This window comes from Chitinophaga japonensis (assembly GCF_007830125.1).
GTDB classification, from domain to species: domain Bacteria; phylum Bacteroidota; class Bacteroidia; order Chitinophagales; family Chitinophagaceae; genus Chitinophaga; species Chitinophaga japonensis.
In genome coordinates this window covers 484,326-510,159 of record NZ_VLLG01000004.1, presented here as the reverse complement: position 1 = coordinate 510,159, position 25,834 = coordinate 484,326, and the positions used below count along the sequence as shown (strand labels likewise).

13 protein-coding genes are annotated in these 25,834 nt (G+C 51.3%); 11 read left to right on the top strand and 2 right to left on the bottom strand.

The features are described from left to right. Window positions 1-243: 243 nt before the first annotated feature. From LX66_RS19185 to LX66_RS19160, 6 genes are all read left to right on the top strand, one after another. Window positions 244-3,312, top strand: a complete 3,069-nt coding sequence (locus LX66_RS19185) for a SusC/RagA family TonB-linked outer membrane protein (RefSeq protein ID WP_145716556.1) — start codon at window positions 244-246, stop codon at window positions 3,310-3,312. 18 nt (window positions 3,313-3,330) lie between these two features. After that, window positions 3,331-4,809 carry a RagB/SusD family nutrient uptake outer membrane protein gene (locus LX66_RS19180; protein ID WP_145716554.1) on the top strand — a complete coding sequence of 493 codons (1,479 nt, stop codon included), beginning with the start codon at window positions 3,331-3,333 and terminating at the stop codon, window positions 4,807-4,809. A 275-nt stretch (window positions 4,810-5,084) separates the two neighbouring features. After that, window positions 5,085-7,067: an alpha-L-arabinofuranosidase C-terminal domain-containing protein gene (locus LX66_RS19175; protein ID WP_145716552.1), complete on the top strand. Its 1,983-nt coding sequence runs from the start codon at window positions 5,085-5,087 to the stop codon at window positions 7,065-7,067. A gap of 49 nt (window positions 7,068-7,116) precedes the next feature. Then, a complete protein-coding gene (locus LX66_RS19170; protein WP_145716551.1) occupies window positions 7,117-7,377 on the top strand; it encodes a hypothetical protein in 261 nt (86 codons plus the stop codon). Between the two features lie 232 nt (window positions 7,378-7,609). After that, complete coding sequence (locus LX66_RS19165; RefSeq protein ID WP_145716549.1) at window positions 7,610-9,703, top strand: tetratricopeptide repeat protein; 2,094 nt, start codon at window positions 7,610-7,612, stop codon at window positions 9,701-9,703. A 393-nt stretch (window positions 9,704-10,096) separates the two neighbouring features. After that, window positions 10,097-11,110 (top strand): terpene synthase family protein, encoded by a 1,014-nt coding sequence (locus LX66_RS19160; protein WP_145716547.1) that lies wholly within the window; start codon window positions 10,097-10,099, stop codon window positions 11,108-11,110. On the opposite strand, the gene LX66_RS19155 is transcribed toward LX66_RS19160, so the two are convergent. Further along, the gene (locus LX66_RS19155) at window positions 11,107-12,867 is read right to left on the bottom strand and encodes a hybrid sensor histidine kinase/response regulator (protein WP_145716545.1); all 1,761 of its coding nucleotides are present in this window, start codon (window positions 12,865-12,867) and stop codon (window positions 11,107-11,109) included. The two genes, LX66_RS19160 and LX66_RS19155, sit on opposite strands and share 4 nt — an antisense overlap. A gap of 236 nt (window positions 12,868-13,103) precedes the next feature. Next, window positions 13,104-14,834 (bottom strand): ATP-binding response regulator, encoded by a 1,731-nt coding sequence (locus LX66_RS19150; RefSeq protein ID WP_145716543.1) that lies wholly within the window; start codon window positions 14,832-14,834, stop codon window positions 13,104-13,106. Between the two features lie 325 nt (window positions 14,835-15,159). Between LX66_RS19150 and LX66_RS19145 the strand changes: the two genes are divergently transcribed. The 5 genes from LX66_RS19145 to LX66_RS28195 all read left to right on the top strand — a co-directional run. Continuing rightward, window positions 15,160-16,626 carry a coiled-coil domain-containing protein gene (locus tag LX66_RS19145; RefSeq protein WP_145716541.1) on the top strand — a complete coding sequence of 489 codons (1,467 nt, stop codon included), beginning with the start codon at window positions 15,160-15,162 and terminating at the stop codon, window positions 16,624-16,626. A gap of 33 nt (window positions 16,627-16,659) precedes the next feature. After that, window positions 16,660-17,376 carry a coiled-coil domain-containing protein gene (locus LX66_RS19140; protein WP_211366378.1) on the top strand — a complete coding sequence of 239 codons (717 nt, stop codon included), beginning with the start codon at window positions 16,660-16,662 and terminating at the stop codon, window positions 17,374-17,376. Window positions 17,377-17,408: 32 nt separating this feature from the next. Next, on the top strand, window positions 17,409-18,590 hold the full coding sequence (locus tag LX66_RS19135; protein WP_145716539.1) for a hypothetical protein: 1,182 nt from the start codon (window positions 17,409-17,411) through the stop codon (window positions 18,588-18,590). A 12-nt stretch (window positions 18,591-18,602) separates the two neighbouring features. Then, the gene (locus tag LX66_RS19130; RefSeq protein WP_145716537.1) at window positions 18,603-22,160 is read left to right on the top strand and encodes a hypothetical protein; all 3,558 of its coding nucleotides are present in this window, start codon (window positions 18,603-18,605) and stop codon (window positions 22,158-22,160) included. A gap of 26 nt (window positions 22,161-22,186) precedes the next feature. Continuing rightward, window positions 22,187-25,834, top strand: a 3,648-nt coding sequence (locus LX66_RS28195; RefSeq protein WP_158642681.1) for a DUF6443 domain-containing protein, incomplete at its 3' end; no start/stop codon positions are given.

Genomic DNA, 25,834 nt, shown 5'->3' with positions numbered 1-25,834 from the left:
TATTCTTAACACAGCGTTAATGCAGTATCTCATATAGTTAAAATCCTATTATATTAGTTTTGTTGCATAAAGTACCTTTAGTGAAGCAGCACTAAAAGGGGAAAGGGAACAATGCGAACTTATCACGTTACCATTTTAAGAGCAGTTATGTTAATGTAAATCGTCAGTTTTTCAAAGAATGCAGCGCTGGCATTTTTTATAGTCGTATAGCTAAATCGTTTTATTACCATTCATCTTTCCACCATGCAGAAAATTTACTTTTGGAAGCCTGGCTTCCTCGCGCTATTGCTATGCCTGTGCGTGAGCACCGTGCTGGCCCAACGTGTGATCACCGGTAAGGTGACCAGTACAGCAGACAGCACCGGGCTGCCGGGGGTGACCATCACCATGCAGGGCGCCCAGGGCGGTACTGTAACGGACGGCAACGGCCGTTTCTCCCTGCAGGTGCCTGCCGGCGTGCAGGCCCTTAGCTTTTCCTACCTCGGCTACCGGCCACAGACCTTCACCATCGGGCAGCAGTCCAACATTACCGTGGCCCTGGAAGCTGCCAGCAAGGGGCTGAACGAAGTATTGGTAGTAGGTTACGGTACCCAGACCCGCCGCGACGTAACCGGCACCATTTCTTCCATTAAAGGCGCCGATATCCAGAACCTGCCCGTGAGCGATGCGGCCCAGGCCCTGCAGGGACGGGCCAGCGGCGTGGACATCGTACGTTCCAATGCGTCGCCGGGCAGTACGCCGAGCATCCGCATACGCGGCACCGGTACGATCAACAACGCGGAGCCGCTGGTAGTGATCGACGGGGTGCCCGCCGGCAGCATCAACGATGTGAATCCCAATGATATCGCCTCCATGGAGATACTGAAAGACGCCTCCTCCTCCGCCATCTACGGTACGCGGGCGGCCAACGGCGTGATCCTGATCACCACCAAGAAAGGCAACTATAACGAAAAGCTGCGCGCCTCCGTGAATGTTTACCACGGCGTGTCCAACGCCATCCGCCATATCCCGCTGCTCACCGCGCCGGACCTGGTGATGCTGAAACAGGAGCGCTATACCAACGACGGCGTGGCCATTGATCCCATCTGGCAGGACCCTTACTATGCCGTACAGCGCACGGACTGGCAGAAAGCCATCCTCCGCTCCGGGCAGGTTACCAATGCAGACGTAAGCCTGCGGGGCGGTAACGCCACCTCCAACTACATGTTCAGCGCCGGCTATTATGATGAAAAAGGCATCGTGGAGAACAGCTATTTCAAAAGATATTCCGTGCGCATCAACTCCGAGCACAAGCTGGGCAAGCGCTTCAAGGTAGGGGAGAACATACAGCTCACCTACAAGGAAAGCTGGGGCTTTGATACTTACTCCACCCAGACCGGCCTGCTCTTCAGCGCCCTGCGTTTTAACCCGGCCATTCCCGTGCATAACGAGGACGGCAGCTATGGCTCCTCCAAAGCCAGCAATGAGCTGGGCGATATCAACAACCCGGTGTTCACCTCCGAAACCAGCGACGGTTGGGACAAGAACTACCGCCTGTTAGGTAACGTGTATGCGGAGCTGGAGATCATGGAAGGCCTGACCCTCCGCGGCAACTACGGTTTTGACGGCAGCATCTTTAACCAGTACAGCTTTGTGCCCCGGGTGCTGGACCAGACCCGTACCCGCGCCCAGGCCCAGCTATGGAACCGCAGCGAGAGCAACAGCTCCCAGTTGGGAGAGGTGTTTCTTACCTACAACAAGCTGCTGGCCGGCAAGCACCGTATAACCGCTACCGGTGGTTACTCCGTGCAAACCCAGAATGGTTACTTCTTCAGGGCCGAAAGCTGGGGGCTGAACGACGAGTCTGCAGACCAGCGCGTGCTGGATAACGGTAACGACTATCGTGCCATCAATGGCAACTATAACCCGGAAAGCGCCCTGGCCTCCGGCTTTGTGCGCGGCTTTTACGGCTATAAGGATAAATACCTGCTCACCGCCACCTTCCGCGCAGACGGATCTTCCCGTTTCCCCGAAGGCAAGCGCTGGGGGTATTTCCCGGCTTTCTCCCTGGGTTGGCGTGTGTCAGACGAAACCTTCTTTAAGGAAAACGTGCCTTTTGTCAGCAACCTGAAAGTGACCGGCGGCTGGGGACAACTGGGTAACCAGAACGTGGACGATTTCCAGTACCTGGCGCCCATTACCCGCAACCGGCAATACTCCTTTGGCGGAGAGCCCTACACCGGCATCTGGAACTCCAGCCTGGCCAACCCGGATATTACCTGGGAAAAGGCGGAAATGACCAATATCAGCATGGAGCTGGGCTTCCTGGAAAACAGGCTGAACGCCACCATCACCTGGTTTAATAAGAATACCCGCGACATGCTGGTGCCGGCGCCCGCGCTGGACCTGCACGGCACCTCCGGTATACCGGACCGCAACATCGGCCAGATGAGCAACCGCGGCCTGGAGCTGGAGCTGAGCTACCAGGGCGGCAACAAGGATTTCACCTACAATATCGCCGCCAACGCTTCCTTCATTAAGAACAAGGTGACCCGGCTGTACGAGGAAGGCACTTTTATCGGCTCCACGGAATACGGCCGCCAGGGCGCGGAAATTTCCCGCACCTATGAAGGACAGCCCATCGCTTCTTTCTATGGCTGGAAAACAGGCGGCGTATACCAGACGCAGGAGCAGATCAACCGGGACCCCAACATCGCCAACGACGACCGTAGGGGCAGCATCCGTCCCGGCGACATGATCTTCCTGGACGTGAACGGCGACGGGATGGTGAATGAGAACGACCGCGTATACCTGGGCGACCCGAACCCTGATGTTACCTACGGCATACAGGCCGGGGCCAGCTACAAAGGATTTGACCTCAGCCTGTCCTTTACCGGCGTAGCAGGCGTGGAGCTGTACAATGCAGACCGCATGCAGGGTACCGACCCTACCTACCCGTATAACATGTACGCCGAAATGCTGGACCGCTGGCATGGCGAAGGCACCAGCAACACCGTGCCGCTGATGACGCTGGACAGCGACAACCAGAATAACCGGGTGTCTGACCGCTTTGTGGAGAACGGCAGCTACTTCTCGCTGCGGAACGCTTCGCTGGGCTACACCATACCAGCCAAACTCTGGGGACGTTCAGGCATTTCCGATATACGCGTGTACGTAGCCGCGCAGAACCTGTTTATCCTGACGGATTATACCGGCCTGTCGCCCATACTGGGATATCCCAATAACAATGACGGCAACCGGCAGCGCGGTGTGGACGTAGCGGCCTACCCGCAGGCCAGGAGCTTTACCTTCGGCGCAACGCTTAACTTCTAACCCGTTAAACTGAATACTATGCAACCTAAGAAATATATATCCTTGCTATGCAGCGCCGCGCTACTGCTGATGGGCGCCTGCAACGTGCTGGACGTGGAGCCCAAAGGCAATTACACTACCGGCAACTACTGGCGCAACCAGAGCGATGCGCTGGACGGCATCACCGGCATCTACAACGTATTGCTGGAAGAGGAGTATACCGGCTTCCGGGAATTCGTGTTCGACAACTGCTCCGACGACCAGGTGCGGGGCGGGGACCACGGCTATGACCAGGCCATAGAGGATTTTACCTATGATCCTTCCACGCCTTCCGTAAGAACGGGCTGGAGATGGAAGTATGAGCAGATCAGCCGCGCCAACAATGCCCTGATCTACATCCCGGACATTACCGATATTGATCCCGCCATCAAGGACCGCTGCCTGGGCGAAGCGCATTTCCTGCGCGCCTTTGCCTACTGGCGCCTGATGGTGTTGTATGGCGAAGTGCCCATTATCACGGAAGAGGATGTGCTGAATGACAACTACAACAAGCCCAAAGTGAACATCGATACGCTGCGGCAGTATATAGAAGCCGACCTGCTGCAGGCCGCAAACCTGCTGCCGGAGACCTACGAAGCCGGCGACAAGGGGCGCGTAAGCAAAGGCTCCGCCTGGGGCCTGCTCTGCAAGCTGTACATGTACTGGGAAAAGCTGGACAATGCCATTGAATATGGCAGCATGGTGGTGAACAATGCCAACTATGCGCTGGCGCCCAACTACGTGGACAATTTCAACGCCGCCACCGGCAATAACTCCGAAGTGCTGTTTGCCGTACAGTCCGAAAACGGTTGGGGCTATACGGACTTTGTGACCTACCATGCGCCGCGCGCCTGGGGCGGATGGAGCTTCTTTTATCCCACCAAAGGGCTGGTGGATGAATTTGAGCCCGGCGATCCCCGCAAGGAGGTGAGCATCATGCAGGCCGGCGACCAGGTGGACATTGGCACGGAAATAGTTACCTACGATCCTTCCCTGTCCGGTACCGGCTACCACTACCGCAAGTTCTGCCGCTGGCTGAAATCCGGCGGCCTGGATTATTCCATGAAAACACCGTTGCTGCGCGCAGCAGACGTGTACCTGCTGGTAGCGGAAGCAAAGATCCGCACCTTGGGCCCGGGCGCAGGGGATGCAGAGATCAATGCCGTGCGCCGGCGCGCTTCCACGGCCCTGCCTGCAGTGAGCGGCGCCGGTATGACGGAGCTGATGCACGAGCGCCGCGTGGAGCTGAGCGGCGAGAACCAGCGCCACCAGGACCTGATGCGCTGGGACAAAGCGCAGTTGATAGACATTACCACCTACTACAATAAGCCCAAGCTTACCTATAATGGTACGCAGGAGCCGATAGGCGGTGCGCCGCGCACCTTTGTGCGCCCCAAGCATTACTATTTCCCGTTGCCGCAGCAGGAAATAGACCGCAGCAAAGGCGTGCTGATACAGAACCCGAACTACGTGAACTAAAAAAAGGTGAGGTGTTGATAAAAGGAGCCCTGTACCGGTTTACCCGGGCAGGGCTTTTTAAAAAAATTCCAAAAACCAAATTCCAAATCCCAAATTCCAAATCCCAAACCAGTCTGCCAGGGCCCCAATAAATAGCAGTTTTAAATGGTTGCTGAGTCCTTGTAGTTATTTTGATTTTTGGAATTTGGTTTTTGGAATTTTAAATTAAGTGTCATTTGTACAATAAAAAGAATAGTTGTACCTTTCGGCTACATGCCAAACAAAACGCAACCAAAATGACACGTTATAAAGAACTGCTGGCCACCGTTGCCATTACCACCACCTTTTTTACCGCTACCTATGCGCAGGCGCCGCAACAGCTTACCGTACAGGTCAACAAGCCCGGCGCAGCCATACAGCCCACCATGTGGGGCGTTTTCTTTGAGGACATCAATTTTGCGGCAGACGGCGGCCTGTATGCGGAGCTGGTTAAGAACCGTTCCTTTGAATTTGACGTGCCCCGGATGGGCTGGGAGGAAGTGAAGCAGGACAGCGCCGGCGGCAGTATCCTGATCATTAACCGCAGGGAAGATAACGCCAACAATCCCCGTTACGCCCGCATTACCGTAAAAGCGCCGGCCGGCGCTTATGGCCTGGCGAATGAAGGCTTCCGCGGCATAGGCATTGAAAAGGGAAAGCAATACCATTTTTCCATGCTGGCCGCCGCGCCCGCCGGCGCCGGTCTTAAAGCGCGGCTGGTGCTGCTGAACGAGAAAGGGGAAAACATAGGAGAAGCGGCATTAAGCGGCTTTGGCGGCAACTGGCGGCAGCACAAAGCGGTGCTCACCGCTACCGCTACGGCTGCCAAAGGCAAGCTGCAGGTACTGTTCAGCGGGGAAGGGGAAATAGACGTCGATATGGTATCCCTGTTCCCGGCGGATACCTGGAAGCAGCGGCCCGGCGGCTTGCGGGCGGACCTGGTGCAGATGCTGGCCGATCTGAAGCCCGGCTTCGTGCGCTTTCCCGGGGGCTGCATTGTGGAGGGAAGAGATTTGCTCAACCGTTATCAATGGAAGAAAACCGTCGGCAGCCCGGAAGAGCGCAAGCTGATCATCAACCGCTGGAACACCGAGTTCAGGCACCGTTCCACACCGGACTATTTCCAGAGCTTCGGGCTGGGCTTCTTTGAATATTTCCAACTGGCAGAAGACCTGGGCGCCGCGCCGTTGCCCATCCTCAACTGCGGGATGGCCTGCCAGTACAACACTGGCGAAGTAGTGGCCATGAACGAGCTGGACCCTTATGTGCAGGATGCGCTGGACCTCATCGAGTTTGCCAATGGCGATACCAATACCAAATGGGGGAAACTGCGTGCAGACATGGGGCATCCCGCACCTTTCCATCTCACCATGCTGGGCGTGGGCAATGAGCAGTGGGATGCACAGTACGTGGAGCGCTACAGGGTATTTGAGCAGGCCATCCTGTCAAAATACCCGGATATAAAGCTCATCGCCAGTGCCGGTCCCGCTTCCAAAGGCCCCAGGTTCGATTACCTCTGGAAGGAGCTGAAAGGCAGCCGTGCCGGCTTTATTGATGAACATTACTATATGCCTCCCGAATGGTTCCTGGCCAATGCCGGCCGCTATGATCATTATGACCGCAAAGGGCCTAAGATTTTTGCCGGGGAATATGCCGCCCATACCAGGGAAGGGAAGGAGGCGGAAAGCCGCAATACCTGGGGCAGCGCCCTGGCGGAAGCTGCTTTTATGACCGGCCTGGAGCGTAATGCCGATATGGTGCACATGGCTTCCTATGCACCCTTATTTGCCCATGTGGATGCCTGGCAATGGCGCCCGGACCTCATCTGGTTCGACAACCTGCGGGTAGTTGGCACGCCTAACTACTACGTGCAGCAACTGTTCTCCGCCAACAAAGGCACGCAGGTGGTGCCGGTGCTGCGCAATGGCGCGGTGCTGGCCGGTGAGGACAGCCTTTACGCCAGCGCGGTGATAGACGCTCCTGCCAAAAAGATACTGCTCAGGATCGTCAATGTTTCTTCCAGACCTGTATCCTTCAACGTGATGCTGGAAGGCGCGGTAGCGGCCGGCCAGGCCCCGGTGCAGCAGGTGCTGACCGCTCCCAATACCGGGGACATCAATACCCTGGACACGCCGCGCCAAATCATGCCTGCGGAGCAAACACTCAGCGCCAGCCGCAACCGCATCCGGGTTACTGCCGGCCCCGCTTCCCTGAACGTAGTGGCGGTGCCGTATAAGTAATAGTGAAAGGTGAACTTTTCACCATTCACTTTATTTAGTATTTTGTGATATGGAACAATTCAACCTGGATTTCGATCTGCAGGGCCGGAACTATGTCATACCCGTTACCTTGCATCACGAACATGGCGCCACATTTTACAGGGCCCTTGTCGGAGAAGACCATGCCATCGATTATTACCGGCAGGAGAATGGTGTACTGAAACCTGAAGTAGTCACATCGGAAGACCCGCAACTGGTAAATGCCATCGCTACCAGGATACTGGCGCACCTGCACCGGCCGGATAACAACAGCCACCCGTCTGTGCCATAAGCGGCGCATAACGGGCTGGCGATAGCCAATGATAGCCAACGTAATAATTAACCATGCCTTACTGTAACCATATCCTCCTGGAAACAGGCGCTCGCTGTTTTAACAGGTTATTTTTGTCCGTATTAGTAAAAGTATCAATCATTTACATCTTATTAACAATTAACCGGCGTAAATTGCAGAACTTGCAGCAGGGCCGGTTGCCCGCCTTTTAACCAATACATACGTGGTGAAAATGATGGAGAATAATGGATTGAAAAGCTATCTCTTCTTATTGGAACTGGTACGTGAAGAGGACATTGACACGCTGGAGTATTTGTACCGGGGGGTGCAGGAACGTTATGAACAACATGCTGAAAACACGCCCGGCGACCTTGAAAAGTACCTGCGGTACTATCCCGCCAGGCTGAAAAGCGCGCAACAACTGGCGGCGCAGTGGCTGGAACGTTACCCGCAATCCTATGCCGCGCACATCATCCTCGCCCATGCCGTACTGGCGGATGCCTATGCCAGGAGAGGCGCACTACCGGTGCAGCACGCCTCCGTATACAGTCTCAAAAGTCTTAAAGCCGGCATGGATCATGCCGCCGCTTTGCTGGAAGCTGCGGTAGCGCTTTCTACCCGGCCTTTTCATGCCTGGCTGTACCTGGGGCATATGTACGCCGTGGACGCGCGCTATGGCGATGAAAAGGAATTTTTACCGGAAGATATCGGCGTAGTGTACCAGTTGCCGCTTTGGTATAAGAGAGCGGAGCAACTGGAGCCCGGCGCTGTCAGCTCGCGTATAGCCATGCTCGATGCCCTGCGCCGCGGGCACCCCGCTACGTGGGACGACAGTATGCAGGCCTACGCCTACCTGCTCTACAACGGCCTGTCTGCCCCCGCGCGCAATGAAGTGCGGGCGGCATTTCGCGGGCATTATGCGCAGTATTGCTGGCAGCACAGGCTGCACCCCGCCACCGCGGCGCAACACTTCCACATCATGCACCGCCTTAGCCCGTCTATGGGCGCGCCGGCGCTGGCCCGCTTCTACTGGCGCACCGGCGAGCCGGGAAAGGCGAAGCAGTATTTTACCGAAGCCCTCACGCTGCATCCCGAAGATGCCGCGCTGCTGTATGACTATGCCGATTGCCTGGCCGCTGCCGATCCCGCAGCGCCCCAGGCCGTGATCTATTTCAGAAGGGCCGCCCGTTATGGCTATCCCGCCGCCTGGCAACGCCTTGGCGACATATACCGCCAGGGGCTGCACGGGCAGGAAAAGCATATCCGCAAAGCCGTCAGCTATTATCATATCGCCTGGCGCGAAGGCTGCCTGGAAGCAGGGGAGCGGCTGGTGCATATTTTCTGGAAAGGCCATGCAGACACCGGCGCTTTCCGCAACCGCGACAAAGCCGTCCGCCTGCTGAAAGTGCTGGCGCAGGATGGCAGCGGCTGGGCCTGCGCCCGGCTGGCAGAGCTGGAGCTGGAAGCCCGTACCCGCGATCATGACTACAGTATGGCCACCTACTATATTAACCTGGGTATCCATTACGGTAGCATGCACTGTTACTACCTGGTGGGCAAGCGTATTTACGAAGGCCGCCTGCTGTGGAGAGGTGTGCATATAGTGCCCGGCAACTTCTTCAAGCCCAACCGCGCCGACCGGAAAATGGCCATCGATTACCTGCAGAAAAGCGCCGCCCTGGGTTATGTAAAAGCAATGGCCTGCCTGGCCCGTTATTTTGACCGGGGCTATGAAGAGGACCGGAGCCCCGCCGCCGCGGCAGACTGGTACTGCAAGACCGCCGACCTGGACCCCCAGGACAGGGAGAGCTGCTGCTATGCCGCTTTCAGGGCCGTTTTTTACGGGGAGCATAAAGGCAGGAACCTGAAGGCCGCCGCCCGCTACCTGCACCAGGGCGCCGCAGTGAATGGCTCCGAATGCCAGTACCGCCTGGCCTATGAGCTGCTCAATGGTGGCTTTGCCTATGACCGCTCCGGCGTGCTGCAGCCCCACCTGGGGCCTGCAGATGCGCGCAATGTGCGCATGGCCCTGCAACTATATGAAAAGGCCGCCGATGCCGGGCATGTAGAAGCCATGTACTACCTGGCGGCGTTCTACGAAAGGCATGCCGCCAGCAAGGCCGATCACCTCAAGGCATTCCTGTATTTCCTGCTGGCCGCGGAAGCCGGCAAAACCATCGCACAAAAAGAAGTAGGCTGCTATTATCTCAATGGCCTGGCCGTAGAGAAAAATGAGACCCATGCGCTTTTCTGGCTGAACATGGCGGCCGACAGCGGCGAACCGGCCGCCCGCGAGCTGCTGGAAAAAGTAGGCCGGCAGCAGTGAAACCTTTGCCGGATAATTCTCCGCCCATAATCCGTAGCTCACTCCTTCCTTCTCCTTGCCGCTACCTCAAGGTTTGTTATCGTCGTTCCCCATAACGATTGAAAATCACCGCAATGCATATCGCCCCCATACTAACTGTCAGGCCAGTGCAATCATATCGCGGCGCTTGCTTTTATTCTTGTCGATTTTAGCTATATTTTATTGCACTAAATATCAAGCTATGGGACCCTTTTGCACATAAGAGGATATTACTCTCTATGCCTTAATAATCTAAACCGTCATGTTTAACAGCACTGATAACAGCAGCCCGGCTGGCTGCACGGACCGTCGTATAAATGATGCTCTTCGGCCTTTCTGTAAGGGAAGTTTTTTCTCATCTCAAAATGATATATTATGAAACACACAATCAACATCCCAAAGCTCTATTGTCCATTTCCCTCCCGTATTAGCCCATTGGTGGAAAAGGTGGATCAACACACATTTCGTTGGTTACATAAGTTCAATTTGCTGCAGTCCGACGAAATGTACGAGAAGTTCCGGCGCTATAAATTTGCCTGGATGACAGCCAGGACTTACCCTTACGCGGATTATGAATTTCTCTGTATCGCCAACAACCTCTACACCTGGCTCTTTGTCCTGGATGATCAGTTGGATAACATCAAGCCTGAAACAGACAGCGTAAGGGAGCGGCCATTTCTGCAAAAAATAATTGCAGACTTCATGAACATACTCAGGTATGATAAAGTGATAACACCGGCAGAAGGAGGCGATATACTGGCAGCCTTATCTGATTTCTGGTCGCATATTCTGAAAATGAGCAGCACTTCCTGGCAGAGCCAGTTCATGTTAAGCTTTAAGGCCACTTTTGAAGCGGCAGTATGGGAAGCCGTTAATGCAAAAAGGAAACAACACCCGGATGTTACTCAGTACATGAATTTGCGGACTTTCTTTAGCGGCGCTAATTTAGGAACCGATATGATTGAAGTGGCATCAAAAGTTTGCTTGCCGGTTTACATATTACAGAACGAGCAATTTCAGAAACTGGTTGACCTGGGACGCCGGGTCGTATGTTGGGCAAATGACTTGTTTTCTCTTTCCAAAGAGCTGGAACACGGAGACCAGCACAACCTTGTTGTGGTGCTTATGAACCAGCACAACATGTCATTGGAAGAGGCAATCGCAGAAGCCGCAAAAATTCACAATAAGGAAGTAAGGCAGTTTATTGAATTAAAGTACAAGCTACCTTCATTTGGAAGCTGGAAAGTTGATGATGATGTCAGGAGATATATTGATGCGCTGGAAATTATGGTCAGGGGATTCTTTGACTGGTCTGTTTATGATACGGACCGTTATCACTTCACTTACGCGGAAGATCGTAAAAAGAAATCTCTTGTGAGGGCGGCTTAAACCGCAGTAGAACCAATGGTATTGTCACTCACAGAAGAAATTGCCAGGTGTTTATGCATAGCATTGTTCAGCAGCTTGAAGGAAATGGGCTTGAGTATATAATCATTGGCACCTGCCTGTAGTAATTGTTCAATCTCTTCATGGGCGCTGTCACCTGAGATCGCGATGATAGGCAAATGTTTGAGCCTGGGGTGCTTTCTAATATATTCAATTGTTTCCCTGCCACTCATTTTGGGCATATGGGAATCGATAAGTATAAGGTCAAGCTGCTCTTTCAGCGCTATTTCAATGCCCTCAATACCATTGTTGGCAAGAAAGGGTCTACATCCGGACCTTTCGAGAAATTTGAGAAGATAAAGCTGGCTCATGGAGTTGTCTTCACAAATCAGCACTTTCTTGCCTTTACATATACTTTGCTCAGAATTGGAGACAGATGAAGGTTCGCTTTCTTCTTTTCCGATTCTGAGCGGTATATTAACCGTAAAAGTGGTGCCGTTACTATTGCTGGTAACAGCAATAGTGCCTTTTAGCAATTGTACAAAATGCTTAGTAATATAAAGCCCCAGCCCGGTGCCTTCAATAAGTGCATTTTTTTCCGTCTCGAACGGTTCAAAAATGCGGTCTGTCTTTCCCGCATCTATGCCCTTACCCTGGTCCTGTACGCTAATATATAACAGTTTGTCGCCTTTGTATGCTTTTATGCTAACGGTGGTTTTATCCCTGGTAAATTTTATAGCATTTATCAGCAGGTTACTTATGACCTTTGTCAGCTTCCCTTTATCGCTGATAATAGAAACCGGCAAATTCTCCCGGAGCTCTGTTAGTATTTCAACACCTTTCGTATTAGCGGAATATTGATATACTTTAGCAAGGTTAGTAAGAAACTGGTTTATGTTAACGGGTTCTTCCGCTACCTCATTTATTCTGCCCGCCTCAATCTGCGACATGTCCAGTACGTTATTGACCTGCTGCACGGCATTGTTGCTGGCCGCATACAGATCTTCCGCCAGCCGCTTAATGTCCTCAGGAGAATAGTTATTATTCTCCGCATACATTAACAGGGTCTGGCTGATCTCATGAATCGCATTTAACGGTGCTCTTTGTTCATGATTCGTTACCCGGATGAAAAAGTTCTTGGCCATATTGGCGGCTTCCAGTTCCATGGTTCGCTTTAGATTAAGTAGCGAGGTGTCATAATCCTTTTTGTAGAACCAGATCACCAATGCATCCAGGAAAATAATTCCCGGCATTGCCAGCCAGCGAACCAGGAATTCATTTTCCCGGGTTGTTAAGATGGGCGGTACAAGCTGGTAGTAGAAATTGATCTCGCATAGCACTAATGTAAGTGCGGCTATGATAACACTAATCGTACGATGTCCTGAAGAAGGTTTAAACAATAAAAAGGTTACTCCAAACAGGAATATAAAAGCCAGGTGCACCTCTACAATTGCCCCGAAAATAGCGCTGAAATATACTAAAGAGGCATTAACCGTTAATACAACGCCATAGCTTGCGGCAGTATTCTTCTTAAATCCGTTTAACAATATAACAGCCACAAAGATCATTGCCTCTATGAACGCAGGTATTAATACGCCAAGGTTACCAGTAATCAAATAAAAGGAGATTCCGAAGAGGAAGCAAAAGGAGAGGGCAACTAAGCTAAAGCAATTGACAAGGAATATTGGGTTCTTAGATAATGTTTCTGTATCCTCAACGCCTGCAGCAGCTATTTTTTTAAGTGTAAGCATCAGTGCCATAAGGGGGTAGTTAGTAAAATTACTGGGATTCACACCTGCATAACATTCGCAAAACAGCTAAATGGCCGTTCTGCATAGAAGGAAAGAATCCCCTGGTTCTTTTAAGGTTTAACGATATAATATGGTTCTCTAATGGTTATCAATCTTTCTATCTTTTCCAGGCATAATAAAAACCGTAGTGCACCCAAAATAAGAAAAATTTCACTAAATCTCAAAATTAGTGCTACGCCGGCAATTTACAAATAATCCGCTGAAGCTGCATCCGGCAGGAGCCGCTTCAGCAGGCCGCACAACAGTTTAAAGTCAACCGGTTTGATGAGGCAGCCGCTGGCTCCTGCCTGCAGCACGTCCTCCCTCACCGCCGTATCTGCAGAAGTAATGATCACCGGGATGTGCCGCAGGAATGGGCTGCTTTTGAGCTGCGTCAGCAAAGCCTTCCCATCCATCCCCGGCAGCCCGATATCCGAGATAATAACGTCGTAGGGCACACAGCCGGCGCGGTACAGCCCTTCCTGCCCGCTTTCCGCCAGGGCTACGGTAAAACCGATCCCTGCCAGGTAGCGGTGCAGGTACTGCCGGCTCATCGGGTCGTCCTCCACCAGCAGCACCTTTTTGTCCCTGAAGGATACGTGATCCGCCGTGTCCTGACCGGTAGCTGTCAGGGCATCGCCCTCCGGGGTATGCAGGGGAAGGCTGATAGTGAAGGTGGCGCCCTGCCCGGGCAGGCTGCTCACCTGTATATCTCCCTGCAGCAGGTTCGCCAGCTTGCGGGCAATGTGCAGGCCCAGGCCGGTGCCTTCCGCAAAATTGATGCGCTCACGGGTAAACTCGTCAAACAGGGCTGGCATTCTATCCTGGCTAATGCCGGCGCCCTGGTCCTTTACGGAAATATGCCACAGCGTATCCTGTTGTTGCACGCGCACGGTAACGGTTGTATTTTTTTTCGTGAACTTGATAGCGTTCCCGATAATATTGCTGGTGATCTTGGTCAGGATCGTTTTGTCTTCCCATATCACCGCAGGCAGGTTTTCAGCGGTTTCCACCCGGATGCGCACCTCCCTGGTATCTGCAAAGTACCGGTAGATATGAGCGATCTCCTGTATCCATTCCCGTGGATCAATGCTTTCGCGTTTGATGTCGTCCGGGTGGCCGGCCTCTATCTTGCTTTTGTCCTGTACATTGTTGATGATGCTGAGCACGTGGTGGCAGGCAAAGTGCAGGTGCTGATCGGTAATACGCTCCGTGTCCGTCTTGGCTTCTATCAGCTTCAGTTGTGAAATGCTGTAGATAGCGTTCAGGGGAGTGCGTATCTCGTGGGTCAGCTCCCGCAGGAACACCTTCAGGGAGCGGTTCGCTTTTTCCAGCTCCTGCGTATGCGCCTTTACTTTGTTTACCAGCGAGGTGTTGTGCTGCATGTAGTGTAGCAGGGTCAGCACCGTTAAAAAAAGGATCACGCCAATGGCGGAATAATGCACCACCAGTTGCACTACGGGTGTGAAAGGGAATGGCGCTACAAAAGCGTGGAATTTATTGGCCTCTATCACGCCCAGCAAAATGCCGCTACCCGCCAGGCTCACACGCACGGCCGTTCTGTTCTGCAGGAAGAGCAGCGAAGTCACGATCAGGAACAGCGCCAGCCAGAGCCCGTCTATAGCCTTTCCCAGCAAGAGGCCAAAGTACAGGATGGCTGCATGTAGCACCACCAGCAGGCCGGTGGTAGCCAGTTGGTGCCGCCCGAAATGGTTCAGGGCGATCACCGCCACAAACAGCGCGCTTTCAATGGAAGTAGCGATCAGCACAATAAGATGGCCGGAAATGAAATAGAAGAGCAGGCCAAAGCCAAGGCTCAGCAGGATCAATGAGCAGGCAATACCATTTACTTTGCAGATCAGCAGTTTTTCATGGCCGTCCGCGACATGCCGGGTGCCGATATGCAGCAGGGTTGAGAGGGTTTTGATAGCAGACATAACAGTGTAGTTGCGTTATCGCATTGGATAAGGTTATTTTGAGTAATTGATCTTAGGGGCCCTGAACTGCTATATAAAGGTAATTAAATAATCGAAACGTTATATGAGCATTAATTCGTATGTAAAATCCTTTTATGTGTAAGGTTGGTTTGTTTTACCGGAAAAAATAACTTGTTTTGTAATGTGAAGCTATACCTGAGAAAGTTATGTTGTTGCCCGTAAAAGATAACCCGTACTTTCTGTAGCCGTTTTTAATTCAACATCGTATGAGAATGCCGTTGCTGGTGTAAACTAAACATTGTTGCAGTCCTGTAAAAAGAGTACAATGCCCTGCCGTGAAAATTCGTTGCTGACAAGTCCTGCCCGGCCCTGTTGCCTGTTGGCCATCCTGTTCCTGTTCTTCCTGCATACTACCGCTGCGCAGACGCCAGACAGCACTGCTGCCGCCATTAGCCGCCTGCCTGAAAAGTACCTGTCGCAGGTGAGCGGCAAGTCCCGTCATTTTGAAAAGCAGGTGAGCAAGCGCTCGGAAAAAGCTCTGAACAAACTGGCCCGCCAGGAAAAGAAAATGCAGGCCAGGCTGGCAAAGATCGACTCCGTGGCGGCTAAGAATATCTTTACCCGCTCCATTGATTCCCTGGGCAATTTGAAGAGCAGGCTCCATCAGAAAACAGCCGGTCTGCAGGCCTCCGCCGGCAGCTACTCCGGCTACCTGGACACGTTGCAAAGCTCCCTTTCTTTTCTTAAGGATGCCAAAAACCTGGGCGAACAATCCAAAGCCCTGCAGGAAAAGCTGAGTGGCTCGCTGAAAAATGTCCAAGCGCTGCAATCCAGGTTGCAACAGGCGGAGCAGATCAAGGCCTATATCCGGGAACGTAAGCAGCAGTTGAAGGAGCAGTTGGCTCAATATACCGGTTTTAGCAAGGACCTGCAAAAGATCAACAAAGAGGCCTATTACTACGGGCAGCAATTGCGTGAGTACAAGGAACTGCTGAAAGATAAAAAGAAGGCGGAAGCGAAAGCTATGGCGCTGTTGAAACAGGTGCCAGCCTATAACAGCTTTTTGCAAAAGCATTCCCAACTGGCCAGCTTGTTCAACTTGTCCGCCGCCGGCAATACCGCACAGAACCTGGAAGGCTTGCAGACCCGTGCTCAGGTGGAGCAGTTGATCCAGCAAAGACTGGGTGGCGGTGGCCCCAATGCGCAGGCAGCGGTGAGCCAGCAGCTCTCGCAGGCGCGGGAGCGCTTCAATGAGCTGAAGGACAAATTCCCCAATGTGGATAATGCCGCCGACATGCCGGACTTCAAACCCAACGAGATGAAGAGCAAAAGTTTTTTGCAGCGGCTGGAGTTTGGCGGCAACCTGCAGTTCCAGCGTTCCTCCCAATACTTTCCCACCACCAGCGACATCGCCGGGCAAGTAGCTTACCAATTCCACAAGAACGGCAGCGCGGGCATCGGCGCCGCATACAAGCTGGGCATGGGCACCGGTTTTAACAACATCCGATTTTCCCACCAGGGGGTAGGACTGCGCTCTTTCCTGGACTGGAAGCTGAAAGGCACTTTTTACATCAACGGCGGTTTTGAACAGAACTACAACAGCCAGTTGCTGAACGAGGAGCAGTTGCGGAATTTCGACAACTGGCAGGGGAGCGCCCTGATCGGGATCAGCAAGAAGTACAAGGTGAGCAGCAAGCTGAAAGGGAATATTATCCTGCTGTATGATTTTTTGCATAACCAGCATGTGCCCAGGACGGACCCGGTGAAGCTGAGGTTGGGGTATAATTTCTGATCAGTACTGTAACATTAAATAAACCCTATACAAATGCGTAAAGAAAATCTCATGAATAAAATTTGGATAATAACTATTTGCTGTTCTTTGGCTACAATAAGGCTTGCCGCTCAAAATTCACTAACCTTCGCAGATACCAGGAATGTTCCTACGAACCCGGCAAGTTATAATAGATCATTTGCGGTTAGTTTTAAATATGCTGATTCCATACAGTTATCGGGTAGTGGAGGTAATTTTGTTGCCCTGCTGGGAATGCGTGCTTGGACAGATAATACCGGCGGAAAATCTCATGAGCTGGCCTTTTCACAGAATAGCAACATTTACGTGAGGTCCGGGTTTGCCCCAACCTGGGAAAAATGGCGGAGATTAATATCGGAAGACGTTAATGGCAATGTCGGCATAGGCACTACTAATCCCGGCACTTACAAGCTTGCCGTAGAAGGCACCATCGGCGCTCGCAAAGTAAAAGTCACCCAATCCGGCTGGGCCGATTTCGTCTTTCATCCTGATTACCAACTCCCATCCCTCTATGAAATAGAAAAATACATTACAACCAACCGCCACCTGCCGGATATCCCTGCCGCTGCGGAAGTAGAGCAGGAAGGGCTTGACCTGGGAGAGATGGATAAAAAGCTGCTGCAGAAGATCGAGGAGCTGACGCTGTATATCATCCGGTTAAATAAAAAGAATGAAGCGTTGGAACAACGGGTGGCGGAGCTGGAACAGCAATCGTGCATCAATAAACCGTAACTCCTATACCTTCTTTGCAAATGATCCTTTTTATGAAGAAAATTTTACTCTTTTGCTGCTGCCTGCTGGCGCTGATGCAAACCTATGCCCAGACTAAGGTGCTGGATTATGATGTAACGTCGTTTAATTTCGATGGCACACTGGTAAATGGTGCTAAGATCAAGACCAACCTGCCATTCACCGATGGAAGCCAGATGCCCACTATTATTATCGAGGGATATGCCTACGGTTCATCCAGCCCAATTGGGTTGATACTTACCTACTATATATATGGAGGTGTCTTTTACCAGCCATTGGTGTCCTCATTTGGTGCGGTTACTCCTCCCATCTACCTGGCCAATGAAGGAGGAAAAGTGGTGATCTTTATCGAGCGAAAGGAGTTCCATTTAAGATTTAATGTACGCGCCTTTGCACAGGGGCGTGTGGGAGACGTGCAGGCTAACTATGACGGTTGGGCGGTTGTCGACGAGTCCATATCCGCCAGTGCCACCGGAAAGGTACTGGTGCCCTATAGAAACCGGTTTGCAGGGGATGTTTTCCTGACGGGTGGTGTATGGAATAAGGATAGTAAGGTCGGGATCGGTACCACTTCCCCGAGTGCACAATTGAATGTGCAGGGCGGCGCTATCCGTCTGAGTAATCCCGGTGGTTATCCCTATGGAATGAATATAGATGTAGACTACCCCTCGGGGTGGGCCCGGGAGTTCAGTATTTCCCACGGAAGCACAGGCAAAATGTTTTCGGTGGGGGCATTCGGCAGTGGCAATACGCTTACCTATGGATATATAGGAGGCAATACTACTGCCGATGCCGCCCAGGATGCTCCCTGGATGGTCTTTAAACCGGATGGTAACGTTGGTATTGGCACAGTTACTCCCGGAGCGTACAAACTCGCCGTAAAAGGAACCATTGGCGCTCAGAAGGTAAAAGTCACCCAACAAGGTTGGGCCGATTTTGTATTTCAACCTGGTTACCAACTGCCTTCCCTGTATGAAATAGAAAAATACATTAAAGCCAACCGGCATTTGCCGGGTATTCCTACTGCTGCGGAGGTGGAAAAGGAGGGGCTGGACCTGGGAGAGATGGATAAGAAGTTGTTGCAGAAGATAGAAGAGCAAACCCTTTACCTAATAGAACTAAACAAAAAGATTGATGCCCTGCAACAAAAGAACGCCCTGCTACAGGGTCAGGTTGATAGTTTAAGCAATAAGTAAAAAAGTAATGTAATGGAATCTATGAAGAGAAAATTGGTAAAACCCCTGCTTGCTTTTATGAGCATAGCAATTTTAATGATCTTCCCAATTGGACAAGCATTTTCCCAGCAAACGAGTCCTAACATACTGTCCAAGCTGGTTGTTCCTGCACCTACCTCAGCAGAAATAGCAAAGTACACCGATATTCCGGTAAGCCTGTATACGGGAACTCCCGGTATATCTGTTCCGCTGTATGAGATCAATACAGGTTTTTTAACGCTTCCGCTTACTTTAAGCTACCATGCATCCGGTATAAGGGTAAACGAAAATGCCAGTAGTGTCGGTCTAGGCTGGACTATAAATGCGGGTGGGGCTATTACAAGATCGGTATTAGGCATGCCCGATGATGGTAGCTACCAGGATATTGGAGGACTAGATTGGATAGGCGGCGGATTCGATTTGAATGACCCGGATGATTATCGCTTGCTCCCTACCTTGTATGAGAATACGATTGACGGTGTACCGGATCTTTATATGTATAATTTTAATGGATACAATGGCCGGTTTATTGAGGCAGACCAGATAAGACAGTTACCCCAAACAAATGTAAGCATCACCAAAGGAATGGGGAACCAGGAGTGGACAATTGTTACAGAGAATGGAACTATATATACTTTTGCCGCACGTGAAATAAGCCAGAATAAGAGTGGTACCAGCGCATCTTCCAGTACTTCCGCCTGGTATCTTACGAAAATACTGGCGCCTAACAGGAACGACTCCATTGTATTCACTTATATAAGTGCTTCTTATGAAGTAGAAATAGGCACCAATTTTTCAATGGATCTATGGCAGACTGGTGCTGGTTATATTGAACATGGTGGATCTTCCCGGACAACGTATGTGTCAAGAGTAATAGAAGGGAAACAACTCACCAGGATTGAATTCAATGGAGGAAGCGTGGATTTCGACGTTACGCTGAACGTCAGGCAGGACCTGGGCGCTCCATTAGTGCGAGGGATGACGGTGACTAATAAAGAGGGGAAAATCATAAAGTCAATATCATTCCAACATGATTATTTTAATAGTGATAAGACAGATGCCAAAAGTAAACGGCTTAAGTTAACAGATGTACTCATCTATCCTGCAGGGACAACAGACGCAACAAGAGCGGAAAAGTACTCCTTCTCATATAACACTACTCCGCTTCCCTCAAGAGGCTCGTTTTCACAGGATCATTGGGGATACTATAACAATGCAAATAATAGTACGCTGATACCCACATGGACAAATTGCCATGATAATTTCGAGAGTTGTTTGCTCTGTGCTACAAGGCCATATACCTATACCTTCAAGGGAGCAAATAGAGAGCCCAAGGCTCAATATGTGAAAGCAGGAATATTGGAGAAAATAACCTATCCAACAGGCGGATACACCACATTTGAATATGAAGCACATGATGCGCCCCCGGTTACTCCAACATCTACAGTTGTAAATGATGTTTGGGCTGAGGCTTTTGCATATAACTCAGGGTCGAGCAGTACTTTTGCGAAAGACTCATCCGATGAGTATACTATTCCTGCAGGATCCGGTAATGTTTGCGCAGTACTTTATGGAGCCCAGGGAGTTGCTCTTGAACATGATGACGATGCGGCACAAATTAACCATGCGGCCACTAAAGTAATTTTAAAGAAAAAAGGGAGTACGACCTCCGTCGTGAGCCTTACATTTCCCTATTCAAGTACCGGTGATTACGACAAGGTCGCTACCGCAGAATTGGAGGCAGGACAAACTTACTATGTATATGTTGAAACCAGGGGGCCCAATTTTACAGTATCGGGAAATCTTAACATGAAGTTTCCGGAGACAATCGCCAATGGTAACAGGCTGATTGGTGGATGCCGCATAAAAAAAATGGTATTTCATGATCCTGTGACAGGTAAGGACCAGGTTACTAAGTATGAATACAGGCAACCTGATAATCCGGATTATTCCAGCGGAAACATTTCCGGCGATCCGGAATATACCATGACAATATTCAGGTTTGTAGACAGGTCGCCAACGCCATGCGATCAAAAGTATGAATTAGGAACCAGGTTGATGTCAAACAGTATCTTTAATCTGGGAGCAGGAAGTCATGTAGGATATTCCTATGTAAAAGAGATCCACGGAGAAAATGGAGAAAATGGCTCGACCCTTTATAAATTTACGAATGATTGGACTGGGTTGTTTGGTGAGTTTGATGCGAGCTGGAGAAGGGGGCAGTTGCTTGCTCAAACTGATTATAATAGCGCGGGGAAAATACTCAAAACAATAACGAATCATTACAAGTTTGACAACAGGAACTACGCTATTTTTGAAGGCCGGCAAATAACTTCCTATGCAGCACACGTATGTGCCAGTACCACAGCATACAACCCTGCCTATCCTGTATTCACAAATCTAAAAACGTCTACCTTCCCTTCTGAATGGATGTACAAGGACATTACGGAAGAAAAGATATATACATCCGGATCAGGTACGGAGTCTCTGAGTAATACACAAACATTCTACTATGATAATCCCCAGCATAAAGCGCTGACAAGAGTAGTGTCCACTTTGTCTGATGGCACTGAAACGACGCAAAACTTTAAATATACCGCAGATTTTTCCATTCCCACAGGAACCCTTCCGGCAGATTTGACCGCAATAAAAGACATGCAGGATAAACATATGTATGATGTTGTAGAGCAATACACTCAGCAAATCGCTCCGGGCACCACAACATCCACTACAGTTGCAGGTGTCTATAATCAATACATAAGCAGTGCCAGTAGTTGGGGCAAGGTTACGCTACTTGATAAACAATATAGAATGGAAACGGCTGTGCCGGTCAATAATTTTGTACCGGCATACTTGTCTGGTTCTAACCTGGTCAAAGATAGCCGTTATGTGCCGGAAACAAGCATTAGTAAGTACGATGGCAGGTACAATATATCCGAGGCAGAGCAAAGAGGTAATCAGTCCGCCTATCTATGGGATGTTAATAGACAATACATAATGGCCAGGGTAGCGAATGCAGGACAGTCTGACATTGCCTATTGCGGCTTTGAGGCCGATGGAAAAGGAAATTGGTCCTTTACAGGGACGTCCACTGCAGATGCTACTTCTCCAACTGGCAGGAAGTGCTACAATCTAGGCCAGTCCGGTGGTAACATTAGCAGAGCAGGGCTGATCAGCAGCAAAACCTATATCGTTTCTTATTGGACCAGGAATACATCGCCATATACACTGGCAGGTACAAAAGTGGGGTATCCTGTTAAAGGAAGAACTGTTAACGGTTGGACTTACTTTGAACATAAGATATCCGGTCAAAGTACGATTACAATAAGCGGCGCCGGTTTTATTGATGAGTTAAGGCTATACCCCGAAACTGCGCAAATGGAAACTTACACATATTCCCCATTGGTTGGGGTCACTAGTCAATGTGATACGAAGAATCGGGTCAGTTATTATGAATATGATGACTTCAACCGCCTCAAACTCATCAAAGACCAGCACGGCAAGATCCTCAAGCAATACGATTACCAGTATCAAAAACCCATCACCCAATAATTCCTGAACCTTTGAAAACAGATAGTATGCTTAATATTTTATCCTATATCAAACGCAGCAGTTGGGTTTTGTTGTTATTGGGAATAGTGAATGAAGCTGCCGCACAAACCCCCAGCACCAGCACCCGCCCTGCGGCTACGGCTATCACCCCTCCCGGCGCCTATACAAATACCACTATCAACTACATCCGCACCTGGGAGCCCAGCATGCCCACTTCCGATCCGGCAGTGGTCACAGCCACCACACGTACGGTGCAGGAAGTAAAACAGGCCACCCAGTACTTTGATGGCCTGGGCCGGCCTTTGCAAACGGTAAGCAAAGCCATTACACCCGGCGGCAAGGACCTGGTAGCGCCCGTAGTATACGATGCCTATGGGAGAGAGCAGTACCAGTACCTGCCTTATGCCCCGCAAACTGCAGGTGACGGAAAATTCAAGACCGATCCTTTCAATGCGCAAAAGTCCTTTTACCTGGATGGCACACTGGCTCCCGGCGCTGCGGGCGAGTCCATTTATTATAGTCAGGCCGAATACGAAGCCTCCCCGCTGAACCGCGTGCTGAAGACCTATGCCCCCGGCAATACCTGGGCAAAGAATGATCCTGACGGCGTAGAAAAAGGCGGTAATAAGTTTATCGAACAGCAATACCTGGTCAATACCGCCGCAGACGGCGTCCGCATCTGGAATATGCCTGCCAGTAGCTCCATCCCTACCAGCACCAGTGCCTATGCTGCCGGGCAGTTGTACAAGAACGTCACCAAAGACGAGCGCGGCCTGCGGGTAGTGGAGTTTAAGGACAAGGAAAACCGGGTGGTGCTCAAGCAGGTAGAACTGACCGGCGGAGCCGCTGACGGTCATACCGGCTGGCTCTGCACCTATTATGTGTATGATGACCTGGGCAACCTGCGCTTTGTGATCCCACCCAAAGCAGTAGAGCTGATCAGATCTAACTGGGTGATCAGCTCCACCATTGCCGGTGAACTGTGTTTCCAGTACCAGTATGATGGCCGCAACCGGATGATCGTCAAGAAAGTGCCCGGCGCCGCCGTTGTAGAAATGGTTTACGATGTGCGGGACCGGCTGGTGTTTACCCGGGACGGTAACCTGCTGGCGAAGAACCAGTGGCTGGTCACTTTCTACGACGGCCTGAACCGTCCCACCATGACCGCCCTGTATAACTCCACGGCTACCCGTGCTACCCTGCAGTCCGGCATGAACACCGCCATCTCCAATACCCAGCCCATCACCCATACCTATCCCGGTGTGGCAGACCTGGTAGTGGCTGCTCATGACAACCGGTCTGTCTACCAGGCCTCCAACAGCATCACCTTTGAAGATGGTTTTGATTCCGGTACCGGGGAGATGCTGGCGGAGATCAATCCCTCGGCCATCCAGCATACGCTGAGCATTACCGCCACCAATCCCTTGCCCAATATCCCGGCCAGCGCCCTCACCCCGCTGACCTATACTTTTTATGACGATTATAGCTATACTGGCAAGCATAATGCCGTTACCGGCGATTTTACCCTGCCGCAATACACTGGCAGCTCTTATGCAGAAGTAGTAAATGCTGCCAGCAACATGACCAAAGGACTGGTGACCGGTACCCGGGTGCGGGTGCTGGGCACGGACCAGTGGCTGACCACTACCACCTATTACACGGATAAAGGCCGGGTGTTGCAGACCATTTCCGACAATACCAGTGGCGGCAAGGATGTGCTGACCAGCCTGTATGATTTCAGCGGCAAGCTGCTGAGCACCTACCACCGGCACAACAACCTGCGCAGCAGCGCTGTTCCGCATGCGGAGGTGATGACGCAAATGTTGTATGATGCCGCCGGGCGTGTAACGGACGTGTTCAAACAAGTAAATGGCGGCACCAAACAGGCCATTGCCAAAAATATTTATGATGAACTGGGACAGCTCAAGACCAAACGCCTGCACATCAACGGCAGTAGTCAACTGGAAACGCTCGATTATGAGTACAACATCCGGGGCTGGCTGCAGGGTATCAACAAGAATTATGTAAATGATGGTAGGAGCGCATCTACGGCCAGGTGGTTTGGCCAGGTGCTGAACTATGACTATGGCTTCAGTGCCAACCAGTATAACGGTAACATTGCCGGGATCAAATGGAGAGGGCGCAATGACAATATCCCCCGTGTCTACGGTTACAGCTATGACAATGCCAACCGCCTTACGAAAGCCGATTTCCGGCGTCGGACTGGCAGCGACTGGACCGTTACCAGCAATGCCACGGAAGACTTCTCTGTCAGCAACCTGACCTACGATCCCAATGGCAACATTAAAACCATGACCCAGAAGGGGATGATAGGCACGGCTATCTCGACTATTGACCAGTTGAGCTATGGTTATAAAGAGACCAGCGAAGCCAGCAACAAGTTGCGGGTGGTAGGTGATGGCGGTGTTAACACCTCCACTGCCAAACTGGGCGACTTCATCAACGGTACGAACACCGGCGATGATTACGATTATGACGCCAACGGGAACCTTACTAAAGATTTGAACAAGAACATTACGGCCATCACCTACAACCACCTGAACCTGCCGGAGCAGATCACCATCAGCGGCAAGGGCAGTATCAGGTACCAGTACGATGCTGCCGGCAATAAGCTGAAAAAGACGGTTACCGATAATACCGGCAGCACTCCGAAGATCACCACTACGGACTACATGGGCAGCTTTGTATACAGCAATGACCAACTGGAGCTGATCAGCCACGAAGAGGGCCGTATCCGGCCGGTATTCAACAACGGGCAGTTACAACAATATGTTTACGACTACTTCCTGAAAGACCACCTGGGCAATGTACGCACCGTGCTGACCACGCAGACCAGCTTTGACATGTACACCGCTACTATGGAAACAGAGAGCGCTGCTACAGAAGCCGCCCTGTTCAGCAACGTGGAGGAGACCCGTACCGCCAGGCCGGTAGGCTACCCGCAGGATGAGACTACCCCCAAGAACGAATTTGTGGCCAAACTGAACGCCCAAAGCGGTGGCAGGAAGATCGGCCCATCCCTGGTGCTCAGGGTCATGGCTGGCGATACGATCCAGGTAGGGGCCAGGGCTTTCTATAAATCCACCGGTCCAAAGGATAACAAATCCGTTACCCCGGAGGACATGGTAGCCAGCCTGTTACAGGCATTTGGGGGTGAAAACAGCGGTAATGCGTCCCATGCTGCCCGCCAGGTGGAGCAGCTATCTCCCTTCCGGAACCTTTCCGGCAATGATTATCAACGCCTGAAGGAGAAGGACCCGGACAACAAAGGCCCGCAGGATAAACCGCGTGCCTACCTGAATTTTGTTTTATTCGATGACCAGTTTAACTTAGTGGAGGAGAACAGTGGCGTACGGCAGGTGAAAGCCACACCGGATGAGCTGCAGACCCTGGCGGTAGAGAAGATGCCGGTGGCCAAGAGTGGTTTCCTGTACGTATACACGAGCAATGAGACCCAACAGGATGTGTTTTTTGATAATGTAGTGGTAAATACCATCCAGGGGCCTTTGCTGGAGGAGACGCATTATTATCCGTTTGGCCTCACAATGGCAGGGATTAGTACGAATGCTTTGGTGGGGACGAATTATCCGGAAAATAGGTTGAAGTATAATGGGAAGGAATTGCAGAGTAAGGAGTTTGGGGATGGTAGTGGA

What these genes read in the sequence shown, in the direction of transcription:
- LX66_RS19185 (WP_145716556.1), top strand. Translation starts at nt 244, where the DNA reads ATGCAGAAAATTTACTTTTGGAAGCCTGGCTTCCTCGCGCTATTGCTA.
- LX66_RS19180 (WP_145716554.1), top strand. Translation starts at nt 3,331, where the DNA reads ATGCAACCTAAGAAATATATATCCTTGCTATGCAGCGCCGCGCTACTG.
- LX66_RS19175 (WP_145716552.1), top strand. Translation starts at nt 5,085, where the DNA reads ATGACACGTTATAAAGAACTGCTGGCCACCGTTGCCATTACCACCACC.
- LX66_RS19170 (WP_145716551.1), top strand. Translation starts at nt 7,117, where the DNA reads ATGGAACAATTCAACCTGGATTTCGATCTGCAGGGCCGGAACTATGTC.
- LX66_RS19165 (WP_145716549.1), top strand. Translation starts at nt 7,610, where the DNA reads ATGATGGAGAATAATGGATTGAAAAGCTATCTCTTCTTATTGGAACTG.
- LX66_RS19160 (WP_145716547.1), top strand. Translation starts at nt 10,097, where the DNA reads ATGAAACACACAATCAACATCCCAAAGCTCTATTGTCCATTTCCCTCC.
- LX66_RS19155 (WP_145716545.1), bottom strand. Translation starts at nt 12,867, where the DNA reads ATGGCACTGATGCTTACACTTAAAAAAATAGCTGCTGCAGGCGTTGAG.
- LX66_RS19150 (WP_145716543.1), bottom strand. Translation starts at nt 14,834, where the DNA reads ATGTCTGCTATCAAAACCCTCTCAACCCTGCTGCATATCGGCACCCGG.
- LX66_RS19145 (WP_145716541.1), top strand. Translation starts at nt 15,160, where the DNA reads ATGCCCTGCCGTGAAAATTCGTTGCTGACAAGTCCTGCCCGGCCCTGT.
- LX66_RS19140 (WP_211366378.1), top strand. Translation starts at nt 16,660, where the DNA reads ATGCGTAAAGAAAATCTCATGAATAAAATTTGGATAATAACTATTTGC.
- LX66_RS19135 (WP_145716539.1), top strand. Translation starts at nt 17,409, where the DNA reads ATGAAGAAAATTTTACTCTTTTGCTGCTGCCTGCTGGCGCTGATGCAA.
- LX66_RS19130 (WP_145716537.1), top strand. Translation starts at nt 18,603, where the DNA reads ATGGAATCTATGAAGAGAAAATTGGTAAAACCCCTGCTTGCTTTTATG.